This is a genomic window from Halioglobus sp. HI00S01 (assembly GCF_001635445.1).
GTDB classification, from domain to species: domain Bacteria; phylum Pseudomonadota; class Gammaproteobacteria; order Pseudomonadales; family Halieaceae; genus Halioglobus; species Halioglobus japonicus.
Window position 1 is genome coordinate 146,194 of sequence record NZ_LWEE01000025.1, and the last position, 24,135, is coordinate 170,328.

Here is a 24,135-nt window from a genome sequence, read left to right on the forward strand (position 1 = left end):
TTACCTCTTAGGCGCGCTCGAATCCGCGCCTGCGTTCGTAGTCGGTGACCTTGCGGTCGAATTCTTCCTGCTCCCACTCGGCACAGCGCACATAGTGGTCCACCACCGCATCGCCCAGGGCTTCGCGCAGCATGGACGAAGAACGCAATGCATTCGTCGCCGCCCGCAGGGTACGGGGCACTTCGCGAATCCCCTCTTCTTCATAGGCATTGCCGCTGAATTCGGGCTCGAGCGTCAGCTTGTCTTCTATGCCTTTGATACCCGCAGCCAACTGCGCGGCGATGGCCAGATAGGGATTGAGGTCGGCCCCACCCACCCGGCATTCCACCCGCACGGATGCAGTATCTGGAGCCACAATACGGTAACCGGCTGTGCGGTTATCCATGGACCAGACCGCCTTGGTAGGCGCAAACGTGGCCTCTGCGAAACGCTTGTAGGAATTGACATAGGGAGCAAGAAAAAAGGTGATGTCGTCGGCATGGGCTAATAGCCCGGCCAGATAGTGGCGCATCAACTCGCTCATGCCGTAAGGTGCATCCGCATCGTAGAACGCGGGCTCACCCTCGAGCGTTTGCAGGGATTGGTGAACATGACTGGATGAACCTGCAGCATCGGTATCCCACTTGGCCATAAAGGTCACGGCCCGCTCATGCTGGAGCGCGATTTCCTTCACCGCCTGTTTGACCAACACGTGGTTATCGGCCATCTCCAGCCCACGGGTATAACAGACGTTAATTTCGGCCTGCCCCGCGCACGCCTCACCCTTGGTATTTTCCACAGCCACACCTGCACCTTGCAGTCCGGTGCGAATGCCGCGCATCAGAGGCTCTTCCTTGGCTGTTTGAAACAGGTGGTAGTCCTCGTTGTACGGACTAATGGTGGTCATATCGGTGTAATCGGCATCGCGCAGGGATTCGAAATCCTCACGGAAGACGAAAAATTCCAACTCAGTGGCCACCGCAGAACTGAGCCCCATAGCTTCCAGCCGCTGCAACTGCTTTTTCAATACGGTACGCGGCGCGTGAGGCACCAGTTCGTGGGTGTGGTGGTCGACCAGGTCGCAAATCACCAGGGCAGTGCCATCAGCCCAGGGCAGCACCCGCAGTGTGGCCATATCGGGCACCATGGAATAGTCTCCATAGCCCGCTTCCCAGCTGGAGGCCTTGTAGCCCGCAACCGTCTCCATCTCCATATCGGTGGCCACGAGATAGTTACAGCAATGGGTTTCCTTCCAGGCGGTGGACACAAAGTATTCGGCCTGGAAGCGTTTGCCCATCAGCCTGCCCTGCATGTCCGGAATGGCAGCAATCACAGTATCAATGCTACCGTCGTCCACCCGCTGCTTGAGCGAATCAAAGGAAAGATTGCCGGCCATGAGCCCTCCTCTCAATTACGATTTGCGGCGCTGAAACTCCAGCACCATTACGGTGAGTGCTGGCAACATTGTCAAGGTCACCAGCATGGACCCGAGAATACCAAACAGCACTATCGCGCCCAGTCCACGGTACAGCTCGGTACCGGCCCCCGGCAGCAGCACCAGCGGTGCCAGGCCACACAGGGTGGTAATCGTCGACATGGCAATGGGCCGCAGTCGGGTTTGCACGGCTTCTGTGACAGCCTCCAGTGGCAGGAATCCGGTGCGCGCATTTTCAACGGCGCGATGCACAACGAGTATCGGGTTGTTAACCACTGTTCCCATGAGAATGAGGAAGCCGAGCATGGTAATCATGTCAAAGGGCTGAACGATCGCCGCACCGCCGAACAGCGGTAGCAGCGCGCCAACACCATTCAATGTCCACAACCCCACCAGACCACCGGCAATGCCGACGGGAATCGAGGTCAGGATCAGCAGCGGATAGCCCCAGTGATTGAAGATTGCCACCATCAGTAGATACACAATAAACAGTGCCACCAGATAGTTGCCCAACAACGCATCGCGGGTTTTCTGCAATGCGTCGGCGGCACCGGAGATACTTACCGTCACGTTGGCGGGAATAGCGCCACTATCGAGCAGGTATTGCATCACCTCGGACTTCACCTGTTCCACGCCACTCTCCAGCGGCGTGGTCCGCGGCGGAATAATATTGAGGGTGACAGTTCGTCTGCCACCGACACGGCGAATCGCATTGGTGTCGACACTCTCGCGAAAATCGGCAATAGCCCCCAGGGGCACGACCTCACCGCGCGCAGTGTAAAGCGGTAGCTGGCGCATATTCTCCAACTCCACATCCAGCCCGGTATCGCTGTATAGGTACATATCGATCTTGTCGTCATCGAGGAAAAATTCGTCCACGAACGCGCCATCGGTCATGGCTGAGACCGTATAGCCAAGGCTATTGGCATCGATACCCAGCTCGGCCGCCCGCTCCCAGCGCGGATGGATTTCCATCATGGGCTGGGCCAGCGACAGCGAGCGCGGCTGGCTCTGGATACGCGGGTTCTCCAACACCTCTTCGGCCCGCTGCTCGATGGTGCGAGCTACCTGGAACAGCGTGAACAGGTCTGGTCCGGAGATATCCAGGTTAATCGAGCGCGATCCACCGTCGTTACTAGAGATAATCGACCCCCGCGAGGCAAATGCCCGCATACCGGGGTATTCGCGATACTTGCCGGTCAGCGCATCCATCAGTGGCTCAATGTCTTGATGACGCACCGGCTCCACGAGCGCCCCTACCCTGCCAGCGTTCACACGCATGGAAAAGTACTTGAGGGCGGGAACATCGATTTCACCGCGATCGTAAGCCTCAGGATCTACCCCGACAAAGGTGAGAAAGTAGGCTTCCACCTCGCTGGCAATTCGTTCCAGAGTATCCAGGTTGTAGCCTGGCGGCGGGCTCATCGAGGAGAAGATCTTGGGCTCCTCGCCCTCAGGCAAGTACTCGGCGGGTGGTGTAAGCACCACGATCACCAGGGCGCTAGCGATAACAGCTACCAGAACTGTCGTCAGGCGACTGCGGGGGCTGTGCAACAGTCGAGCGACCTGGCGCAGCGTCCATGCTTTGGCGCCTGCTTCCTGGGCTGCGGCGCTCTTGGCCTGTTTGGATTCGTTGACAAATTCCAGGCGCGCAGCCGCGGTAGGCAAGACCGTGATAGCGACCAGCAGCGAAGCCAGAATCGCGGCCGAGATCGCAATGGCAATATCCGAATACAATTGCCCCGCCTCCTGCTCCACAAACAGCACAGGCAGAAACACCAGCACCGTGGTCATGGTAGACGCAAACACTGCCGGCCATACCTTGCGCACACCGTTCACGGCCGCCTGGAAGCGACTGGCTCCACCGCGGCGCTCGAGTTCGATGCTCTCGAGCACCACAATACTGTTGTCCAGCGTCATGCCCAGCGCGAAGGCAATCCCCGCCAGTGAGATGACGTTAATGGTGCGCCCCGCCAACAACAGACCAAGAAACGCCACGATGATACACAGCGGAATCCCGATCACACCTACCGCAGTGGCACGGCCGGAGCGCAGAAAGAGGTACATTACTGCCGTTGCCAGCAACGCGCCCAGAATCAGGTTCTTCCAGACCGTGGCCACCGAGTCTTCGACGTAACGCACATCGTCTGACGACAGCACGATATCCATCCCCGCCGGCTTCAGCACCTGTTCACGCAGTGCATCGACCTCGGCCAGCATCTGCTGCTTGATCTCAATCACATTGGATCCCGATTCACGGCGAATCGCGATCGTGATATTTTCCTGGCCGTTGTAGCGCGCAAACTGGCGCTTTTCGAAATGATCCAGCTGAACCGTGGCCACGTCTTTCAGGTGAATGACATTATCTTCGCGCCGATCGAGAATGAGGTTTTCCAGTTCGCTCAAATCCTCAAAGCGGCCGATGGTTCGCAGCATGTATTGCCGTTTGCCCGAAGACAGGTCGCCGCCGGAGCGGTCCTGGTTGCGGGTGCGGATAGCATTACGCACATCCATCAGCGTCAGGCCTCGCTGTGCCAGACGCGCAGGGTCCACCAGAATCTGCACCTGGCGCATGGAACCGCCCCAGAAATCCACCTCTGAAACTCCCGGCACACTGGCCATACGCGGCCGCAGGTTGTCGATCAGAAAATCGCGTACCAGATCCATATCCAGCTGCCTTGGATTGCCCGGCAGCGGCACAACATTAAAGAACATGAATGCATTGCTGGAGAACGAGCTGGCAAATACGGCGGGCTCGTCGACGTTCTCCGGGTAGTTAGGCACCTGACTCAGGGCGTTGCTGACCCTGATCATCATGTCCGTCATATCGACCCCCAGCGGAAACTCCAGCTGAATCGATGCGGAGCTGGTCTGTGCTGTAGAGGTAATACGCGACAGGTTCGGCAGGTTGCGAAGAAAATCTTCCTGCTCAATGATGAGTTCTTTCTCCACATCCTGGGGAGTTGCCCCGGGCCAGACGGTGCGCACACCAATGGTGCGCACATCCAGATCCGGAATCATTTGTACGGGAATACGTGTGGCAGCGAGAATGCCAATGACCGCGACGATCAGTACAGAGACCGTTACCAGCGTGCCCCTGGCGATAATTTTTTCAAACACGGTTAGCGCCCTTGTCCGGGACGAAGGCTTAGCGCCTGACCATTGCGCAGGCTTTCATTGCCCTCGACCACCACCTGCGCCCCGTCGCTGAGCCCGGCGCGAATTTCCACCAGCCCGTCGAATTCGAACCCTGTTTGTACCAGGCGCTCTCGGGCCACTGGCGCGCCATTCTCCGTGACTGCTTCCCAGATAATAATGCGGCCATCGGGGTAGCGAAGAATCGCATCCCGCGGCACCGCCAGCCCCTGTTGTCCTGCGCCCAGACGCAGGGTGACCTGCGTAGACATACCGGGCAACAACGCGGTTATCACCTCATCCGACACCACCCTGACCAGGAATGTGCGCACGGTCGGATCTGTCACCGGCACCGCAGCAATCACCGAGCCACGATAGCGAGTCGACTTGTCGGCTCCGATCGAAAACAGCACCGGCGCACCCGGCTCGACCTGTCCCAGATAATCCTCCGGCACCTGGAAATCCAGCCGCAGGTCCTCGGTGGAAACGAGGGTCATGACGGCGGCCCCGGGCGCCAGCCACTCGCCCAGCTCAGCGCTCCTGGCGCTGACAACACCGGCAAATGGCGCCCGCAGCAAGTGCCTGTCCAGCACACCCTTGCGATAGGCCAACTCGGCTCCAAGGCGCGCCAGTTCTGCGCTGTCCTCTGCCACTTCGGATTCGAGATCGCGCACGGCGGTTTCGGCAATGCTCTGTTGGGGCGCGAGACGCCGGGCCTCGTCGAGGCGGCGCTGGGCATCCTGTGCGGCGCGTTCGGCGCGGGCATATGCAGCTTGCGCCGCCAGCATCTGCTGCTCGGCCAGTTCTGGATCCAGCTGCAGCAACGGGTCGCCCGCCGCCACGTGGTCTCCGGCATCGACTGCCAGGTTTTGTACCAGCCCGGCCACTGCGACCGAGAGCTCTGCATTACGTTCGGCGGTGACAGTGCCGGTCAATTGCACCACCTGCACAATATCGGCCTGCTGCACCGTCGCCACCACCACCGGCGCAGCTGGCGCCTGGGCCTGCACCCATGGTGAAAGAACAGTCAATGCCAGAGCAATCCAGCGGTAATACAGGTGGCGTAACATTTGTTTATCTCGATACAGGCGTGAGGGCGCCAATGATCGCGCGTTTTGGGCTTTCGCACCAGCTTGGGATGCGCCCGGCCGCCGCAGCGGCTAAGATAGCGGCAGCCTTCACGATAACGACAATAAGGACCAATAATGGCCGAGACAACCGAGGCTCCGGTGGAGAACAATCCGTATACCAAGCCCGCCTATCGCACCTATGTGCTGATGGTGCTGACGCTGGTGTACTCCTTTAACTTCATTGACCGGCAGCTCATTTCCATACTGCAGGAGTCCATTAAAGCTGAGCTCCTGCTTTCTGACACCCAGCTGGGCCTACTAACGGGTTTTGCCTTTGCCCTGTTTTATGTCTCCGCCGGCGTGCCGATTGCCCGCTGGGCAGATCGCGGGAATCGCCGTAATATCATCTCGCTGGCGGTGGGTGTGTGGAGCTTCATGACCGCCATTAGCGGCGCTTGCATGAACTATACCCAGCTACTGCTGGCCCGCATTGGCGTGGGCGTCGGTGAGGCCGGCGGCAGCCCGCCAGCGCATTCGATGATCTCCGATATCTTCCCACCGGAAAGCCGCGCCACCGCCATGTCCACTTATAGTCTGGGCATTAACATCGGCATCATGTTCGGCTTCTTCCTGGGTGGTATTCTGAACGAGGTGCTCGGCTGGCGCTGGGCGTTTGTGCTGGTAGGCGCACCGGGCATCCTGCTGGCAATCTGGATTCGCATGACGGTTGCCGAGCCACTCAGGGGCTGGTCCGAACAAGCCGCTGTCGAAGAGACTTCGGTCCCCCTCAAGGACGTGGTCAAGCGCATCTATGCCAATCTCGCACTTCGCAATCTGTTCTTCGCCTCTGCGCTGAATTCACTGGTGGGTTACGGACTGGTGAACTGGACGGCACCTTTCTACATTCGCAGCCACGGGATGGGTACTGCTGAACTGGGTATATGGTTGGCAATCGGCGCCGGTATATTCGGTGGTGTAGGCACCTTCCTCGCCGGTTACTATGCGGACAAGCTGGGCAAAATTGATCGCCGCTGGTACCTGCTGCTGCCGGGTATTGCCGTACTCGCCATGGTGCCGTTTTGCGTCGCATTTCTATTGGCCGAGAATACCACCGCGGCCCTCTCGATTAACCTGATCCCGAGCCTGCTTTCCACCTGTTATATCGGCCCCTGCCTGGCACTGACCCACGGGATGGTCGAGCCTCGTATGCGAGCCACAGCCTCAGCGCTGTACTTCCTGGTGATTAATATCATCGGCCTGGGACTGGGCCCGACACTGATTGGGGCACTCAGTGACTATCTGGCACCCGAGCTGGGTTCGGAGTCACTGCGCTACGCTATGCTCTATATCATTCCGGCGACCGCGGCCTGGGCGTCTCTGCACTTCTTTATCGGCTCTAAACATTTGCGAGACAAGTAAGCCATGGCGTTATCCCTTTACGACATCACTGTTCCCAACTATCTGCAAACCCTTGGCGCGGTCATGCAGGTTCTGGCTAAGGGCGCAGCACATGCCGAAGCCAGGGGCAGCAGCCCTGACGAACTCCTGACACTGCGCCTGACCGATGACATGGCTCCCCTCGCCTTCCAGATCGTTTCAGTCTGGCATCACTCACTGGGCGCCATGCGCAGCCTCGAGTCGGGCCTGTTCCAGCCGCCCCCCAAAGTGGATTGCGAAGGCTGGGCCGGCTACAACACGCTCATCCATGAGGCGATCGAAGAAATCAGTGCGAAAACTCCCGATGCGGTTAACGCATTGAGTGGCAAACCCATGAAATTCAAGGCGGGAGAAACAGAACTGCCCTTCTTGACCGACGATTTCGTTCAGACGTTTTCGCAACCGAACTTCTTTTTCCACGCCACCACACTCTATGACTTGTTGCGCATGGACGGCGTTAAACTCAGCAAAATGGACTATCTCGGCGCTCTGCGCTTCAACCAGGAATAAACACTATGATCGGATACCTGACGCTCGGCACGAATGACCTGGACAAAGCCGTCGCCTACTACGATGAACTGCTCGCTGAAATTGGCGCCAAGCGGTATATGACCGAGGAGACCTTTGTCGCCTGGACCACCGGCGCCGACAGCACACCGATCTCCATCAGCAAGCCCTTTAACGGCGAGCCGGCAACCGTAGGCAACGGAGTCATGGCCGCCATTGAGGTGGACAGCAAGGAAGCGGTAGATCGCGTTTACGCCAAAGCCATCGCCATGGGCAGTGCCGACGAGGGCGCTGCAGGACCACGCGGCGAAGGCTTTTACGCCGGTTATTTTCGCGACCTCGATGGCAACAAGCTGAACGTGTTCTGCGTCAGCTGGTGAATCTCGACAAACTGCTCCAGGCCGAGGCGGATTTTCTGCAGCGCTACCCTGGCGGCTTTGCCGACCCCGGCCTGGAAACCGTCCGCAAACGGCACAATATTGGCAAGCTCAGCGACTTTGCCAGAAGCAACTTCAACAAGGCCGCCTTCGGGCGCCCTGAAAAAGTCTGCAACGATGCACTGACCGTGCTCAGCCGATCCTCCATGGTGTCGCGTTTCGAGAAACCACGCTTTCGCGATTTTATTAACAGCCTCAACAGTCACGAAAAACAGAGCTTTGCGGATGCGCTATACGAGCGTATCCATGGCAAAAAGCAGCTGGGATTCGAACTCATGCTGGGCATGCTCCAGCAACACAAGCTGGCCAAATGGTCGGTGATTTCGGTAGTGCCCTTTTACTACGCGCCCAGTCGCGAAGTCTTCGTAAAGCCCACCACTGCCAAGGGCATTCTGGCCTATCTTGAAATCGATAGTTTCCAGTACCACCCCACCCCGAGCTGGGACTTTTACAAGCGCTATCAAACGCTGGTGAAAGACGTGCGCAATGAAGTGGTGCCCACGCTCAGTGATAATAATGCGGCGATTACCGGCTTTTTGATGAGTGCGATGTAGGCCTTGAATGGCGATATGCCGTAAAGGCGTAGCGATGTTTTGCATCCACGTCGTGCTGCAGCACCCGCTCGGACCCCCAACCGGAAAAATCAAAGGCATCGACGAAGGTATCACCCTCAATATCCGCTTCGACGATAGTTTCAAATACCGTATCCGCCAGCGGCATAGCCTCGCGGAACAGACCGACACCGCCAATCACAAAAACAGGCTTACCCTGATCGCGCGCCAGCGCCAGTGCCGCTACCAGTGAATCGGCGACACGCACGCCGGGCACTGGCGTGTAATCTGGCTGGCGCGTAACCACGATGTTCAGTCTGTCAGGTAGTTCACTATTGTGATCTTCATAGCTCTTGCGCCCCATGATCACTGCACTACCGAGCGTCGTTTGCTTGAAAAACGCGAACTCCGCAGGCAACCGCCAGGGAAGATCGCCATCAACGCCAATGCAATAGTTGCGGGAACGGGCATAAATCAGGGCAATCGACATTCAGGGCGCCTCGCGTCGTACCTTCCTGGCCAGCACCATTGCACACAGCAGGCCCAAGACACTCAGTATCGTCAGCACCAGGAAGTAATTGGCAAAGCCCTCGGCGGGCGTGCCTGCATCGAGAATTCGGCCCGTCAGCGGCGCAAAGAAGATATCCGGTGTATAGCCCACCAGAGACACAATGCCCACAGCAGCGCCAGTATGGTGCGCGGCGATACGACTTTCTTGGAGCACCGCAAAATACACCCCACGCAGCGCATAAACAGCGACGACCGACAACACCAGGTTGGCCATGATTAAGGTCGCGCCCAGATACACAAAACCGAATACAGCCTGCACTAGATAGCTGAGCACCAATAAACCAAACACATAGCGGATCAGGCGATTCGCCCCAATCCTGTCTGCCAACAATCCGGCACACAGCGCGGCGATGGGACGGGTATAGCTGGCCGCGGTGACAAACTTCGCCGATGCCAGGTCGCTCATGCCCAGTACCTGTGCCGCGTAGAGGCCATAGTTATCTATGCCCTTGTAGCCACAATAGGCGGCCACCACAATACCCGCCAACCACCAGACAGATGGATTGCGAGCCACACCGGACCACGCCTGGCGCGAACCGGGAACGGCCTGGACAGAGCCCACGTTGCCGTCGCCAAGTGTCCACCAGACGAGCACCGCCGCTAGGAAAGTCGCCGCGGTGTAATAGTAAATAATCAGTTGCATGGACAGCTCGGCCTGCCCCTGGGCAAGCCACGGCAGCAACCAGATAGCGCCGGTTGCCAGCACACTGGCGACCAGCCCCCTGCCACCATCAAGCAATCCAAAGGCCAGGCCCTGCGAGTTGGCTCCGCCCCATATTCGCGTGGCTTTAATCATCGCTGCCCAGAACAGAAATATCGTGGTAAAGCCCCAATAGCCGAACAGGACATAAAGGGTTGTTTTGCTCGGCACGAATGCCAGGATCAGCCCGCCGGCGCCTGTCAACACTAGCGACACAACGATCAGCCAACGTGGTGCAAAACGATCAGCCAGGAACCCGCCTGGAAAATAGGCCAACATAGCCACGATTCCATAGAGTGCAAACATATCACCCAGTTCAGTATTGGTAAGACCGAACTCTTCGAGAAACGTGGGGCGAAAAAATCGCGAGGTATGAAACGGCAACGCGAAAATGACTTCGCCCGCGACAATCAGGCTGAGAATGGCGAGCGTACGCTGTAGTGTCGTAGTCAAAATTTTGCCTTAGCGGATGTTCAATGCCACTCTAGCACACCCAAACCCCAGTCCACCTGTTGCGGAGAACAATACTGTGAGTACCGAGAAACTACTGGTCGTCGGCCTGCTTTACCCCGGCTTTGAACTCCTGGACTTATTCGGCCCTCTGGAAATGTACTCGCTACTCGGCGAGGAACACGTTGACATCAAACTCGTCGCGCACTCACTTGAGCCGGTGGGTTCGGCTATGGGTCAGGCCGTTGGCATCGGCCCCCGCGCCACGCCCGACTACGACTTCAAGAGCGCGCCGCAGGCCGACATTATTGTTGTGCCGGGAGGGTTTGGCACCATGCCTGAACTGGAAAACACCGCGCTGCTCGCATTTTTGCAACGCCAGTCATCCAATGCAAAGTACACCACGTCCGTATGCACAGGCTCGCTACTTCTGGCCAAGGCGGGATTGCTGGATCAACACCGCGCAACGACCAACAAACAGTTCTTCGAACTCAATGCGATGGTGCCCAGCGACACCCAGTGGGTTGAGCAGGCGCGCTGGGTGGAAGATCGAAATATGTTGACGTCATCCGGCGTCTCGGCCGGCATGGATATGACCCTGGCGCTGATCGCCCGGGTTTGGGGTGAGAAGGCCGCCATCGCCGCAGCGGATGGTGCCGAATACCAGTGGCACCGCGACGCCGACAGCGATCCGTTTCACGCTCAGCTCAACGACGGTGCCCGGGCACTGGGGCTGGTTTAGGCTTATTGGCCCTGGTAGCGCTCGTCCCAGCGTTCAACAATGGCCAGGTGACTGCCATCGCGCTTGGCATTCGCCAGTGACTTGTTGAAAGCCGCGACGATTTCCGCATGCCCATCTAGGCTGCGGCTAATGGCCACGTGGCGCGCAACCGGCGGCAGTTCTACGCCGGTCACAGAGACCTGATGGCGACTGCCAGACAGGTACTCGTGCAATTGCTGGTTCACCGTGCGCAAATCGCCAATCACATAGTCGACTTTGCCATTGACCAGGTTGAGCAGGTTTTGAATCAGGTGATTCTCCTGCACCAGCACCAGGTTCTGGTTCGCGCTCAAATCAACCGGATAGGCGTAGTCGGTACGAACGCCGATGCGACCGGAGAGCTGCTCCAGTGACGTGTATTGGCGATTATCGCCGCGCTTTTTCAGAATAATCAGTTCGCTGCTGAGGTAAGGCTCACTGAACAGCAAGTCCTTGGCGCGCTCATCGGCATACCAGGCTGATGACAGACCGTCATAGACCCCCAACTGGGCCCCTTCCAGCGCTCGCGACCAGGTCTCAATGGTAATGGTGGCATCGATACCTGAGCCTGCGAACACATGTTCGACAAGCTCAACACCCAGGCCGCGCTGGGGCAATTGCTGGTCCGCATAAGGTGGCGAGGTGTTTGCCATCAACTTTACCGATTGGGCAACGGCGGCTGTACTGCCGATAACACAGGACAGCAGCAGCGCTGAAAGGGTGCGGATCATATTTACCTCGTGGGATCTCAAGTGCGTAAAGCGAGTCAGGATAAACCGGGTGGGCGCTAATTTCCATGCTATCCTTCCGCGCTATTGATAACACAACATGTCTACCCCAAGACAACAGATCTGAACACATGGCCAAGCCTTCACTTCTCATCATCGGCTGCGGCGATCTCGGCGTTCGCGTGCATCGCATTCTCAGCCCACTGGGCTGGCGTGTCTCCGGCATAAGACGCCGGCCGGAGGCAATCGACACACTCCCTTTACACGCTGCCGACTATACGCGCAGCGAAGATCTCGCGCTGCTCGAAGAGCTCAAACCTGATTACGTACTGACCACCTTTACCCCAATCTCACGGGATATCGACGGGTACCAGTTGGGGTTCACTCGCGCGGCCGAAAATGTCATCGCAGGCCTGGGCTCTCACCGCCCCAAACGCATCATCATGGCCTCCAGCACCCGGGTGTATGCCGAGCAGAACGGCGCCTGGGTGGACGAGAAGTCTGAGCTATCAGATACAGACCCCAGGGCAATAGCTATCGCCACCGCCGAGGATCATTTTTTAACGGCCGGACTGCCCGCAAGCATCGTCAGATTCGGTGGTCTGTATGGCGGCCCTGGCCCACGCCTGATCGAGCGGGTGCTCACAGGAAATGCTAACGCATCTAGCCCGATTCACTATACCAATCGTGTGCACCGCGACGATGCTGCCGGCTTTCTCGCCCACTTGTTCACACTCGCGCACACCGGCGCTCCGTTGCTATCGATTTACAACGGGGTCGATAACGAGCCGGCATCACTACAGGATATTGAAGCCTGGTTAGCCAGCCAGCTGCAGGTTGAGCTAAGGCGCGTGCCCGCCGCTGACGACGCCCAGTCAGTTGCTGTCGGTAAACGCTGTCGGAACCAGCGACTGCGCGACAGTGAGTATACGTTGCTGTACCCGGATTTTCGCAGCGGCTACGTCAAACTTTTGCCAAAGCCTGAACCCACGCCAGGAACACCACCTGCCACCGATTGATGGCAAGCGCCGCAGAGGCTGGTAAACTGCCGCACAGTAATTTATGACCGCGGGCACCAAGGCAATTCTATGCACGAACTCAATCCGAATTGGAGCGTTTATAGCCCCTTCGTGAGTTCTATTGTCCAGGCCGGCGAATCGCTCGGCGCCCCCATGGACACCCTGCTCATCAAGGCCGGCATCGACAAACACCTGCTCAAGGATTCCGCCCAGCGTTTCGCCGTGGCCCAGGCTTTGCAGTGCTTTGACCTCATCACCGAGTTCAGCGAGGACCAGAACCTCGGCCTCTACGCCGGGCGGGTTGGCTACGTCGACGGACTCAACCTGCAGTTGTACATGTCTACGGTCTGTTCAACCTTTCGCGAGTACCTCAACCTGATGCCCAGCATGCTGCGCACCACGGGCGATCTCGGTGAAGTGGCCATGCAGGCCGACAAACGGTTCTTGAAACTGCAGTGGCACCCGCTCTGGCAGCCCAGCGGCGAGCAACGCCACCTCAGCGACATTGTGCTGAGCATGTCCGCGGCTATTGTCGACTCGCTCTGTGTGCAGCCCATTCCCGTTCGCGAAGCCCACTTCACCTACGCTGAGCCCCGCGATACGCAAATGCTGCGCACGGTCTTTGGTGACAAATTACTCTTCGGGCAGCCGATCAGTTGTCTGTTTTTCGACCGCGACAGCCTCGACTATCCACTCACCCGCCCCTACGGCGATATGAGTTCGGCATTCGCGAAACTGCCCGTCGATCATCTGTTTGACAAGGATCACACCCAGGACCCCTTTCTGAGAGAGCTGCGCCAAAGCCTGCTCCGGCTGCTGCCCCAGGGGCGCGGCAATATCGACAGCGTCGCCGAAGAGCTCACGTTGTCGCGGCGCACACTGCAGCGCCGCCTGTCTGAGCGCGACACCCACTTCCAGCAGGTACTCCAGCAGGTTCGCGCCGACCTGGCGTTGCGCTATCTCAGCGACGAGCGACTCACTGTGACCGAAATCGCGTTTTTGCTGGGCTACAGCGATCAAGGATCCTTCTCCTCTGCGTTCAAAAGTTGGCATGGCATATCTCCCCTGGAGCATCGCCGCCCCTGACGCGGCGCCACAACTGCCAGGCAGATCAGGGTGTCTGCGATCGAGCAACCTGTGTGGCTGGCTCACGTACCAGTGGCCACAGCAACTGTTCGGCGGCGGAGGTCTCCGGCAGGTTTTCAACACCCATGCGCTCAGGGTAGCAGCGCGTAATTTTCGCAGTGCCGAACAGCACATCCCAAAAGAACAGCAGGTTGCCGTAATTGCCCTTGTAGTGAGTCACACCATCGTCGGCAAACTTACCATGGTGGGCACTGTGGGTTGCCGGCGTGGAGATTGTGCGTTCTACCACCCACATCACCGGTGATAGCCACTTGATACGATACAGCGGGGCATCCCAGCGGGCATCACTGTGCGCCCCGATGATGACCGTCATCTTGACGATGACGTAGCCCGCGTAAACCCAGCCGAGCCCCAGGTAGATGAGGGCACCTGAAAACCACAGGCCCGGCATCATGGCGTAGTAAAAAATGTTATTGCGGTAAACCACCCGCACTGACAGATACTCGGCGTTGTGGTGCGGTCTGTGCAAGTTGTACAGCCAGGGCACCGTGTGGGACAGGCGGTGCCACCAGTACTGCATCATGTCGTCAAACACGAGGAACAGTGCGATTACAGCGAGTATCGGAATCCCGACGAGCGCCCCCGCACCTTCCGGCCACACAAGACTCGCAACGTAGCCACCACCGAGCAGGACCAGCGGCTGGGTTACTGCGACCAGCAGCAACGTACTGACAAGTTCAACATACATGTCGCTCCGGGTTTCTCCGGGCTTCTGGAAAAAGCCGCCTCGCAGCGTCTCGGCCACTGCAAACAGCAAATAGATTATGGATATCGTGACTTTCTCCACCACAAAGCTCCCAGGTTCGACATATTCCCCACTAGCCTAGCGATCCGCCACAACATAGAATGCTAAATATTTAGCATTTTTAAAAGACTATCCAGATGAACGAAACTCGTCCCCTGCTCGCGCTCCTCCCCAAATCACTGGCCAGGGCACTCACCGCAAGTGGCCAGGAAAAACACTACAAGAATGGCCAGCACATCCACACCCGTGGCACCGACCATCAAGGCCTGTCGATCATCATGAATGGGCGTGTCGGCTTTGGAATCTATGGTGAAGACGGCGGCTTCATACAAACCGGCGTACTGGGTGAAGGTCATTGCTTCGGTGAAGCTACCCTGTTCCTCAATAAGCCCCGGCCCTACGATGCCGACGCTCTCGGCAAAACTACCGTTGTCACCGTCAGCAAGCCACAGCTGGATGCTCTGCTCGCCCGCGAGCCCGCTCTTACCCAGGCACTGCTGGTCACACTTACCAGCCGACTGTACCAGGCGCTGGAATTTTCCGATGACACACGGACCAACACCCTCGAGGTGCGCGTCGCAAAAGTCTTGTTGCGCCTGCAACAGGAAGGCTGTTTTGGCGACAACGTTATCCGTGTACGTCAGGTCGACCTTGCTTTTGCCCTGGGGCAATCACGCGTCAGCGTCGGCAAAGCACTGACCACGTTAAAGACTCAGGGCCTGCTGACACTGGGCTACGGCGAGATACACATTTCCGACCTATCGTTATTTAAACGGTGGATCGCGCAACACCAATTTGCTCGATAGTTCGTGCCAGCTGCGTGTCAACGCGGACCAACAGCTGTATGCGGAGGCCACTGCCTTCCCGAAGTTCGAACAACTGCTGTTGGTTTTCTCCATCGAAAAGTGGCGCGAGTAGCTGGGCCCGGTGCGACAGGACCGGCACATCAGCCCGGGCCCTGTTCGGTTCGAGACAGTACCTTGGCACCAATTCCCATGCGATTGGCACCCAAAAAGGGGCGCCGTACCGCCATCGGTCTACACTTAGCGCTCCCGTCTGCCATACCACCAGAATATGGAGCAAAATCATGGCTTTGGACTTTGACAGTGCCCGCCTGAGCAACCCCTATCTGACTCCTGAACACGAGGAGTGGCGCGCCCAACTGCGTCGCTTTATAGATCGCGAGATCATGCCCTATGCGGCGCAGTGGGATGAAGACGGCGCCCTGCCCGATGAACTGTGGCAAAAGGCTGCAGAGGTGGGCTTGCTGGGACTCGGCTATCCCGAAGAATTCGGCGGCGTCCAGGAGGGGATCGACCTCTGGCATGTGAATATCATGAACGAGGAACTCTCGCGTGTGGGTGTCGGCGGCATCTTCCCGTCGCTGCTCATTCACGGCATTGGGCTACCTCCAGTGGTCAACTTTGCCAGCGATGCCATCAAACAGCAGGTCGTGCCCGCGGTGCTCGACGGCAGTAAGAAAATCTCTCTGGGCATTACTGAACCCAGCGGCGGTTCAGACGTGGCCAATATCCAGACCACAGCGCGTCGTGAAGGTGACCACTATATCGTCAATGGCTCCAAGACATTCATTTCCGGGGGAATGCGGGCTGACTGGACCACCACCGCGGTACGCACGGGTGGCGAGGGTCCCGCCGGCGTGTCCATGCTGCTGGTCCCCATGGATGCCGAGGGCGTGTCGCGCACCAAGCTCGATCGCAAGCAGGGATGGTGGGTGTCCGATACCGCCACCATCTACTACGACAACGTGAAAGTGCCCGTAGAGAACCTCATCGGTGAGGAAGGACACGGCTTCCTGGTCATCATGAACAACTTCAATGCCGAGCGCATGTCCATGTGTGTGCAGATGGAGGCCTATGCGCGGGTTTGCCTGGAGGAAGCAGTTAACTGGGCGCAGGAACGCAAAACCTTTGGCAAGCGTCTCGCCGACCACCAGGTGATCCGCCACAAGATTGCTGAGATGAAACAGCAGATCAATGCCTGCCAGGCCATGATCAATCACTGCACCCGCGAGATCATGGCCGGCCAGCCGAACTTCGGCGATATTGCCCTGCTCAAGGTGCAGTGCAGCCAGACCATGGAGTTTTGCGCCCGGGAAGCCAGCCAGATTCTCGGGGGCGCCAGCTACCTGCGTGACAACCGCGTCGAACGCATCTACCGCGAAGTGCGGGTCCAGGCCATCGGCGGCGGATCAGAAGAAATCATGCGCGACCTCGCCTCGCGCCAGTACGGAGTATAAACAGTGACAATCAAAGTATGGCATTGCCATAACGCGCGCTCACTGCGCGCCATCTGGGCACTGGAGGAAATGGGCTTCGATTATGAAGTGGAAGTCATGCCCTTCCCGCCCCGCTTTATGCAGCCTGAATTTATGGACGTCAATGAGCTGGGTACCATTCCCTATATGATCGACGGCGACGTTCACATGACTGAGTCCTCGGGCATTCCCCTGTACCTGGTTGAGAAGTACGGCAAGCACGAGTTCGGCCTGCGCCCGGACCATCCGGAGTATGGTGACTACATTAACTGGCTATTCCACAGCGACGCCACCCTCACCTTCCCTCAGACCGTCTACATTCGCTACACCTTGCAGGAACCGCCTGAGCGCGGCCTGGCCGAAGCGGCGACAGACTACATGAAGTGGTACCACGCACGCCTGCGCAGACTGAATCGCTACCTCGAAGATGGTCGCGAGTATCTCGTCGACAACCGTTTCACGATTGCCGACATCGACATTGCCTACGCTCTACACCTGGGTGAAGTGCTAAAAATCGATGAACGCTACAAGCCCCAGGTACGCGACTACCTCAACCGCATGCGCGAACGCCCGGCTTTCCAGAAAGTGGTCAAGCTGGGTGAAGAAGGCAGTATTTTTAAATAATTGAAAGAGACAAGACTATGCGTTTAACTGAAGAACACGAAGCCATCCGCAACACTATCGCCCAGTTTATCGATAAGGAGATCAATCCCTACTGCGACCAGTGGGAGGAAGATGGCATTTTCCCTGCACATGAACTGTTCAAGAAGATGGGCGATCTGGGTCTGCTCGGTATTGCCAAACCCGTTGAATACGGCGGCATGGGGCTCGACTACAGCTACCAGATAGTATTCTCCGAAGAACTCGGCAGAATCGCCAGCGGTGGCATTTCCATGGCCATCGGTGTGCAGACGGATATGGCGACTCCAGCCATGGCCAAGTTCGGTAGTGATCACATCAAACAGGAATTCCTGCGCAAGGCCATTTCCGGTGAAGCAGTGTGCTCCATTGCAGTGAGCGAACCTCACGCTGGCTCAGATGTCGCCGCGATCAAAACCACCGCCGTCAAAGATGGCGAAGACTACGTCATCAACGGCACCAAAATGTGGATTACCAATGCCACCCAGGCCGACTACCTGTGCCTGCTGGCCAACACCGGCGGCGACCACAAGCACCTGAACAAATCGCTGGTTGTGGTACCCACCAACACACCCGGTATTTCCTTCTCCGAGAAGCTGAACAAACTCGGTATGCGCTCTTCCGATACCGCGCAAATTTTCTTCGACGATGTGCGCGTACCTCAGATTAACCGCATCGGCGATGAAGGCATGGGCTTTGCCTACCAGATGCTGCAGTTCCAGGAGGAGCGGCTATTCGCCGCCGCCGGTGGCATCAAGAGCCTGGAATCCATTATCCAGGCCACTATTGATTACACACGTGAACGTCAGGCGTTCGGCAAGCCGCTCATCGACCAACAGGTGATTCACTATCGCATGGCGGAATTGCAAACCGAGGTGGAGTCGCTGCGCGCCCTCACCTACGACGCCGTGGAGGGTTACATCAATGGCGAGGATGTCACCCTCAAGGCCTCCATGGCCAAGCTGAAGGCGGGCCGTATCGGCCGAGAGATCACCGATGCCTGTCTGCAATACTGGGGTGGCCAGGGCTTTATGTGGGACAACCCTGTGTCCCGCGCCTACCGAGATGTACGCCTGACCTCCATCGGCGGCGGCGCCGACGAGGTTATGCTCGGCATCATCTGTAAGAAAATGGGCATTCTGCCCAAGAGCTAATCGAGCTACAGGAACGTACTATGGCTGTCATCGAATCCCAGCTGGATACCCAGTCCGAGGACTATCAGAACAACCATAAGGTCATGACCGCCGCCGTCGATGAATTTCGCGGCATCGAGCGGCGCGTGATTGAAGCGGCTCAGGCCAAGGCCCCCCGCTACATCAAGAAAGGCCTGATACCACCGCGCGAGCGCCTGAGCCTGCTGCTTGATGCGGGCTCACCGTTCCTGGAGTTGTCGACGTTGTGTGGCTACATGCAGGAAGAGGACACTGACGGCTCCGCAGCGGGTGGCAGTTACATCGCCGGCATTGGCTACATTTCAGGTGTACGTTGTGTGGTGGCCGTAGACGACTACCTGACCAAAGGCGGTAGCATCTCTCCGCTGGGCGGCCTCAAGCGCATGCGGATGCTGGACCTTGCCCTGGAGAACAAACTGCCCATGGTCAACCTGTCCCAGAGTGGCGGCGGCAACCTGAAGCTGGTCGGTGATACCTTCGGCACATCCGGCGCCATGTTTGCCAAACAATGTCGCCTTTCCGCGGCAGGTATCCCGCAGATTACCGTGGTGCACGGCAGTGCCACCGCTGGCGGAGCCTATCAGCCAACGCTTTCCGACTATCTGGTACTGGTGCGCAAGCAATCTACGATGTATCTCGCGGGACCACCACTGCTCAAGGCAGCTACAGGTGAGATCGCCACAGATGAAGAGCTTGGTGGCGCTGAGATGCACAGTGAGATCGCTGGCACCAACGACTATCTGGCGGAGAATGACGCCGACGGCATCCGCATCGCGCGCGATATCACCGCTAAACTCGGCTGGAATAAGCGCCAATCCCTGCCACCGCAAATCGACCATGCTGCCCCGCTATACCCGGCGGCGGAACTGCGCGGCATCGTTCCTGAAGATGCGAAAACCCCCTTTGACATGCGCGAGGTCATTGCTCGGGTCGCCGATGGCTCCGACTTTCTGGAGTTCAAAGGTGATTTCGACAACGGCACACTGTGCGGCCACATCGAGGTGGAAGGCTACCCGTGTGGAGTAATCGGTAATAACAGTCCGATCACTGCCAAGGGCGCAGCCAAGGCCGCGCAGTTTATCCAACTGTGTGAACAGTCCGGTACCCCTCTGCTGTTCCTCACGAACACAACCGGATTTCTGGTAGGTACCGAACCAGAGCAGGCAGGCATCATTAAACACGGTGCAAAGTTCATTCAGGCCGTCACCAACTGTACAGTGCCCAAGATCACGATTCTCATCGCTGGCTCTTATGGGGCAGGAAACTACGCCATGGCGGGGCGCGGCATGGACCCTCGTTTCCTGTTTGCGTGGCCACGCAGTGTTGTCTCCGTCATGGGCCCCGCCCAGGCGGGCAGCGTGTTGCGCCAGGTGGCCGAGGCAAAGGTACTTCGCTCCGGGGGCGAATTGAACGAAGATACCCTGGCCTTTATCGACGGACTGGAGCAGGAAACCATCCAGGATATGGAAGCGCGCTCCAATGCCCTGGCCAATACCGCCAGAATCTGGGACGACGGCATCATCGACCCCGCGGACACGCGCTCAGTCGTGGCATTTGCGCTGAGCGTGTGCCGCGAGGGCGATGATCGTCAGGTCAACACCAATACCTTTGGCGTCGGTCGTCTGTAAGGGAACAGCATCATGAGTAAGATTACTAAACTACTGATCGCCAATCGCGGGGAAATCGCCGTGCGTGTCATTCGCACGGCTCGGGATATGGGCTATCGCACCGTCGCTGTTTACAGTGAAGCCGACGCGAATGCACTGCACGTGAGCGAAGCCGACCAGGCGGTATGCATAGGCCCGGCCGCCGTGAATGAATCCTACCTGGTAGCAGACAACATTCTTAAGGCCGCCAGGCTGACAGGCGCCGACGCAATTCATCCGGGCTATGGTTTCCTCTCGGAAAATGCGGATTTTTCCCGTGCGTGCGAAGACGCAGGCATTGTCTTTATCGGCCCGCGTCCCGATGCGATCGAATTAATGGGTAGCAAGCGGCTATCCAAGATCGCCATGATCGAAGCAGGTGTGCCGTGTATTCCCGGCTACCAGGATGCCGACCAATCCGACGACACGCTGCTCGCCAAGGCCGCTGACATCGGCTTCCCGCTGATGGTGAAAGCCTCTGCCGGTGGTGGTGGCCGCGGCATGCGGCTGGTGTTTGAGGCGAGTGAGCTGGCAGAACAAATTCGCACCGCACGCTCAGAGGCCGAGAGCGCCTTCGGCAGTGGGGAATTGATTCTGGAACGAGCGGTACTCGAACCACGTCACGTGGAAATCCAGGTGTTTGCAGACGAGCACGGCAATGCGGCGTACCTGGGGGAACGCGACTGCTCCATTCAGCGCCGCCACCAGAAAGTTGTGGAAGAAGCCCCTTCGCCCTTTGTAGATCCCCAGCTTCGCCAACGTATGGGCGAAGCGGCGGTCAATGCAGCCAAAGCCTGCAACTACCGCGGGGCCGGTACGGTAGAGTTCTTGGTCGACAAGGACAAGAACTTCTACTTCCTGGAAATGAATACTCGCCTGCAGGTAGAGCACCCGGTGACCGAATTGATCACCGGGCAAGACCTGGTCGCCTGGCAATTGAAAGTAGCTTCCGGCGAACAACTACCGCTGACACAGGACGAAGTCTCTCTGAGCGGACACGCGGTGGAAGTTCGCCTTTACGCCGAGGACCCCCGCAATAACTTCATGCCTCAGACCGGCACGGTGCGCCTGTGGGAATACCCCGAGCGCGCGGGACTGCGCATGGACCACGGCATCCAGCAGGGTCAGGAGGTCAGCCCCTTCTATGACCCAATGATTGCCAAGGTCATCGCCTATGGCAGCGATCGTGCGGAGGCTATCCGGCGCCTGGCTTCTGCCGTTCAGGATACCCAGCTGCTGGGCATGAACAACAACAAGCTGTTTCTGCAGAATGTTTTGCGCCACGAAGTGTTTGCTCAAGGTGAAGCAACCACGGCATTTATCGAACAGCACTTCAGTGCTGACATCAGTATGGACCAGAAGAAGCCGGGGGAAGCCACGCTCGCGCGGGCCGCCCTGCTCTTCCAGGCTCAGGCTACTGCGGCCGGTCCGGGAAGCGACGCGAGCTGGCATAACCCGGCTGCAGCGGCAACCACCTACCAGCTGGCCTTCGATGGGCAAGCCCAGGCCATCGCGATCACAGAAGGCAACGGCAGCTACGAAGTTGCAGTTGAAGAGGAGCGTCACTCCCTGACCCTGGTCGCCCTCAGCGATTCCGAGTGCGTCTATATCGACAATGGTGTGCGCGAATCCATGCGCTTTGCGTTTGCAGGCCACACGCTGTATCTGGATGACGGCACCGGTCATTTCATTATCGAGGACGTCACCTACCAGCCTGCCGCGGCTGCGGGAGGCGCAGGCAGCGGCCAACTAAAAGCGTCCATGGACGGCGCGATTGTCGATGTACTGGTCACGGAAGGTGATACTGTCGAAGCTGGACAGACCCTGGTGGTTCTGGAGGCGATGAAGATGGAGCATGCCCTAAAGGCAGGCATTAGCGGCATCGTGACGGCGATCAGCTGCGAAACGGGCCAGCAGGTGAAATCCAAGCAATTGCTGGCAACCATCGAGGGGGAACAAAGCGATGACTGATGTAATCAAGGTCGCCAACTGCAGTGGTTTTTATGGGGACAAGCTGTCCGCGGCCCGTGAGATGGTTGAGGGCGGTCCTATTGACGTGCTGACAGGTGATTACCTCGCCGAGCTTACCATGGCGATTCTCTACAGCCAGAAAATGTCGCGCAACACCGGCTATGTGGGCACCTTTCTCAAGCAAATGAAGGATGTTCTGGCACTGTGCCTGGAGAAGAACATCAAAATTGTCACCAACGCCGGTGGCCTCAATCCCGCCGCTATGGCGGCAGCCATCGAAGACATTGCCGCCGAGCAAGGCTTGCAGGCAAATGTTGCCTACATCGATGGCGACGATATTGCCCCGCGCCTGGAGGCGCTGGGTGAGAGTGGCGAAACGTTTACCAACATGGATACCGGCATCAACTTGGTCGACACCGAGAACACGATGCTCACCGCCAACGCCTACCTGGGTGCCTGGGGCATTAAGGAGGCCCTGGACCAGGGCGCTGATGTGGTGGTCTGTCCCCGCGTCACCGATGCAGCTGTAGTGATCGGTCCGGCGGCCTGGAAGTTTAACTGGCAACGGGATAACTACCATGCCCTGGCGGGTGCACTCGCCGCCGGCCACATTATCGAGTGTGGTCAGCAAGCTACCGGAGGCAACTACGCGTTCTTCCAGGAAGTACCCAGCTTCGACAACCCTGGCTACCCCATCGCTGAGATTGAGGCCAATGGTCACTGCACCATTACCAAGCACCCTGGCACGGGCGGCCTCGTTTCTGTCGGCACGGTAAAGGCGCAGTTGCTGTACGAGATCAGTGACCCCGCCTACAAAAACCCCGATGTCATCGGCCACTTTGACTCGCTGCAAATTGAGCAGGTTGGCGAAGACCGTGTGTATATCAGCGGTTGCAAGGGTTCGGCCCCTCCCAAAACACACAAGGTCTGCATTAACACCTTGGGCGGATTCCGCAACGGTTTCGAGTTGCTGCTGACCGGCCTGGATATTGAAGAAAAGGCCAAGATACTGAGCGAAACCTTCTTCAACAGTATTGGCGGCAAGGAACAGTTCGACGATGTGACGATTGAACTGCTGCGCACGGACAAAAAAAACCCCAGCATCAATGAAGAGGCCTTCGCCCGGCTGCGCATCGTATGCAAGTCCCGTGACAAGGATCTTGTCGGGCGCTTGTTCAGCGCGAAGATGATCGAACTCGCACTGGCCAACATTCCTGGCTTTGGACCGATGAACCCGATCGACAATGGCGACACATTTCTCGCGTACTGGCCAGCACTCATCGACAGCAGCCACGTCACTGAACATGTGCACGTAAACGGTCAGGTGATTGACGTTAAACCCACATCACAGTTGGGCCTGCCAGCGATTGAAGCGGAGTTTGCATCGGCACCTGTGCCCGCTGCCCCCCAGGGCGCCCCTGTGAGCTTGCCCTTTGGACGCTTGTTCGGCACGCGCTCCGGCGACAAGGGCGGCTGCGCTAACGTCGGCGTCTGGGCTACCAGCGAACAGGCCTACGGATTTCTCCACGAATTCCTGACGGTGGAACGGCTCAAAACGCTCATGCCCGAAACCGCCGAGTTCGACATTGAGCGCTACGAACTGCCCAACATTCATTCGCTGAACTTTTTTATCAAGGGTATTCTCGGCGAGGGCGTGGCATCCTCAGTACGCACTGACCCGCAGGCCAAATCCATGGGCGAATATCTGCGCGCCAAACTCATTGATGTGCCAGCGGATCTGGCAAAGTAGAGACAGCAAC

The 24,135-nt window shown here is 58.1% G+C and carries 21 protein-coding genes; 14 read left to right on the top strand and 7 right to left on the bottom strand.

The window, feature by feature from the left end; all coding sequences use genetic code 11:
• Positions 1-7 precede the first annotated feature (7 nt).
• The 3 genes from A3709_RS05625 to A3709_RS05635 are packed head-to-tail and all read right to left on the bottom strand — an operon-like array spanning position 8 to position 5,619.
• Complete coding sequence (locus A3709_RS05625; protein WP_066051332.1) at positions 8-1,375, bottom strand: glutamine synthetase family protein; 1,368 nt, start codon at positions 1,373-1,375, stop codon at positions 8-10.
• Positions 1,376-1,390: 15 nt separating this feature from the next.
• Complete coding sequence (locus A3709_RS05630; RefSeq protein ID WP_066051337.1) at positions 1,391-4,534, bottom strand: efflux RND transporter permease subunit; 3,144 nt, start codon at positions 4,532-4,534, stop codon at positions 1,391-1,393.
• 2 nt (positions 4,535-4,536) lie between these two features.
• The gene (locus tag A3709_RS05635; RefSeq protein WP_066051340.1) at positions 4,537-5,619 is read right to left on the bottom strand and encodes an efflux RND transporter periplasmic adaptor subunit; all 1,083 of its coding nucleotides are present in this window, start codon (positions 5,617-5,619) and stop codon (positions 4,537-4,539) included.
• 135 nt (positions 5,620-5,754) lie between these two features.
• Here A3709_RS05635 and A3709_RS05640 point away from each other — a divergent pair, with 135 nt between their 5' ends.
• Genes A3709_RS05640 through A3709_RS05655 form a run of 4 tightly spaced genes read left to right on the top strand, consistent with a single transcriptional unit; the run spans position 5,755 to position 8,554 of the window.
• The gene (locus A3709_RS05640) at positions 5,755-7,038 is read left to right on the top strand and encodes an MFS transporter (RefSeq protein WP_066051343.1); all 1,284 of its coding nucleotides are present in this window, start codon (positions 5,755-5,757) and stop codon (positions 7,036-7,038) included.
• Between the two features lie 3 nt (positions 7,039-7,041).
• Complete coding sequence (locus A3709_RS05645) at positions 7,042-7,566, top strand: DUF1993 family protein (protein WP_066051346.1); 525 nt, start codon at positions 7,042-7,044, stop codon at positions 7,564-7,566.
• Positions 7,567-7,571: 5 nt separating this feature from the next.
• The gene (locus A3709_RS05650) at positions 7,572-7,943 is read left to right on the top strand and encodes a VOC family protein (protein WP_066051348.1); all 372 of its coding nucleotides are present in this window, start codon (positions 7,572-7,574) and stop codon (positions 7,941-7,943) included.
• Positions 7,940-8,554, top strand: a complete 615-nt coding sequence (locus A3709_RS05655) for a hypothetical protein (RefSeq protein WP_066051351.1) — start codon at positions 7,940-7,942, stop codon at positions 8,552-8,554. Before A3709_RS05650 ends, A3709_RS05655 begins: the two co-directional genes overlap by 4 nt.
• Here A3709_RS05655 and A3709_RS05660 read toward each other — a convergent pair.
• Both A3709_RS05660 and A3709_RS05665 read right to left on the bottom strand, forming a co-directional pair.
• Complete coding sequence (locus tag A3709_RS05660) at positions 8,526-9,041, bottom strand: dihydrofolate reductase (RefSeq protein WP_066051354.1); 516 nt, start codon at positions 9,039-9,041, stop codon at positions 8,526-8,528. The genes A3709_RS05655 and A3709_RS05660 overlap by 29 nt on opposite strands.
• Positions 9,042-10,274, bottom strand: coding sequence for a nitrate/nitrite transporter (locus A3709_RS05665; RefSeq protein ID WP_197484080.1), 1,233 nt, complete (start codon positions 10,272-10,274; stop codon positions 9,042-9,044).
• 76 nt (positions 10,275-10,350) lie between these two features.
• On the opposite strand from A3709_RS05665, the gene A3709_RS05670 reads away from it, so the two are divergent.
• Positions 10,351-11,013, top strand: coding sequence for a DJ-1/PfpI family protein (locus A3709_RS05670; protein ID WP_082849920.1), 663 nt, complete (start codon positions 10,351-10,353; stop codon positions 11,011-11,013).
• Between the two features lie 2 nt (positions 11,014-11,015).
• Here the strand turns inward: A3709_RS05670 and A3709_RS05675 are convergent, their stop codons facing one another.
• The gene (locus A3709_RS05675; protein WP_066051360.1) at positions 11,016-11,762 is read right to left on the bottom strand and encodes an ABC transporter substrate-binding protein; all 747 of its coding nucleotides are present in this window, start codon (positions 11,760-11,762) and stop codon (positions 11,016-11,018) included.
• Positions 11,763-11,890: 128 nt separating this feature from the next.
• On the opposite strand from A3709_RS05675, the gene A3709_RS05680 reads away from it, so the two are divergent.
• The gene (locus A3709_RS05680) at positions 11,891-12,778 is read left to right on the top strand and encodes an NAD(P)H-binding protein (protein WP_066051364.1); all 888 of its coding nucleotides are present in this window, start codon (positions 11,891-11,893) and stop codon (positions 12,776-12,778) included.
• Between the two features lie 69 nt (positions 12,779-12,847).
• Positions 12,848-13,864, top strand: coding sequence for an AraC family transcriptional regulator (locus A3709_RS05685; RefSeq protein ID WP_066051367.1), 1,017 nt, complete (start codon positions 12,848-12,850; stop codon positions 13,862-13,864).
• Between the two features lie 25 nt (positions 13,865-13,889).
• Here the strand turns inward: A3709_RS05685 and A3709_RS05690 are convergent, their stop codons facing one another.
• Complete coding sequence (locus A3709_RS05690) at positions 13,890-14,711, bottom strand: sterol desaturase family protein (RefSeq protein ID WP_197484082.1); 822 nt, start codon at positions 14,709-14,711, stop codon at positions 13,890-13,892.
• A 95-nt stretch (positions 14,712-14,806) separates the two neighbouring features.
• Between A3709_RS05690 and A3709_RS05695 the strand changes: the two genes are divergently transcribed.
• From A3709_RS05695 to A3709_RS05725, 7 genes are all read left to right on the top strand, one after another.
• Positions 14,807-15,475 (top strand): Crp/Fnr family transcriptional regulator, encoded by a 669-nt coding sequence (locus tag A3709_RS05695; protein ID WP_066051374.1) that lies wholly within the window; start codon positions 14,807-14,809, stop codon positions 15,473-15,475.
• 281 nt (positions 15,476-15,756) lie between these two features.
• A complete protein-coding gene (locus A3709_RS05700; protein WP_066051376.1) occupies positions 15,757-16,929 on the top strand; it encodes an acyl-CoA dehydrogenase family protein in 1,173 nt (390 codons plus the stop codon).
• A 3-nt stretch (positions 16,930-16,932) separates the two neighbouring features.
• Positions 16,933-17,571 (top strand): glutathione S-transferase family protein, encoded by a 639-nt coding sequence (locus tag A3709_RS05705; protein ID WP_229801579.1) that lies wholly within the window; start codon positions 16,933-16,935, stop codon positions 17,569-17,571.
• Positions 17,572-17,588: 17 nt separating this feature from the next.
• On the top strand, positions 17,589-18,740 hold the full coding sequence (locus tag A3709_RS05710; RefSeq protein ID WP_066051379.1) for an acyl-CoA dehydrogenase family protein: 1,152 nt from the start codon (positions 17,589-17,591) through the stop codon (positions 18,738-18,740).
• A 20-nt stretch (positions 18,741-18,760) separates the two neighbouring features.
• Positions 18,761-20,386 (top strand): acyl-CoA carboxylase subunit beta, encoded by a 1,626-nt coding sequence (locus tag A3709_RS05715; protein ID WP_066051382.1) that lies wholly within the window; start codon positions 18,761-18,763, stop codon positions 20,384-20,386.
• A gap of 12 nt (positions 20,387-20,398) precedes the next feature.
• Positions 20,399-22,375: an acetyl/propionyl/methylcrotonyl-CoA carboxylase subunit alpha gene (locus tag A3709_RS05720; protein WP_066051385.1), complete on the top strand. Its 1,977-nt coding sequence runs from the start codon at positions 20,399-20,401 to the stop codon at positions 22,373-22,375.
• The gene (locus tag A3709_RS05725; RefSeq protein ID WP_066051388.1) at positions 22,368-24,125 is read left to right on the top strand and encodes an acyclic terpene utilization AtuA family protein; all 1,758 of its coding nucleotides are present in this window, start codon (positions 22,368-22,370) and stop codon (positions 24,123-24,125) included. The genes A3709_RS05720 and A3709_RS05725 overlap by 8 nt, the downstream gene beginning before the upstream one ends.
• Positions 24,126-24,135 lie beyond the last annotated feature (10 nt).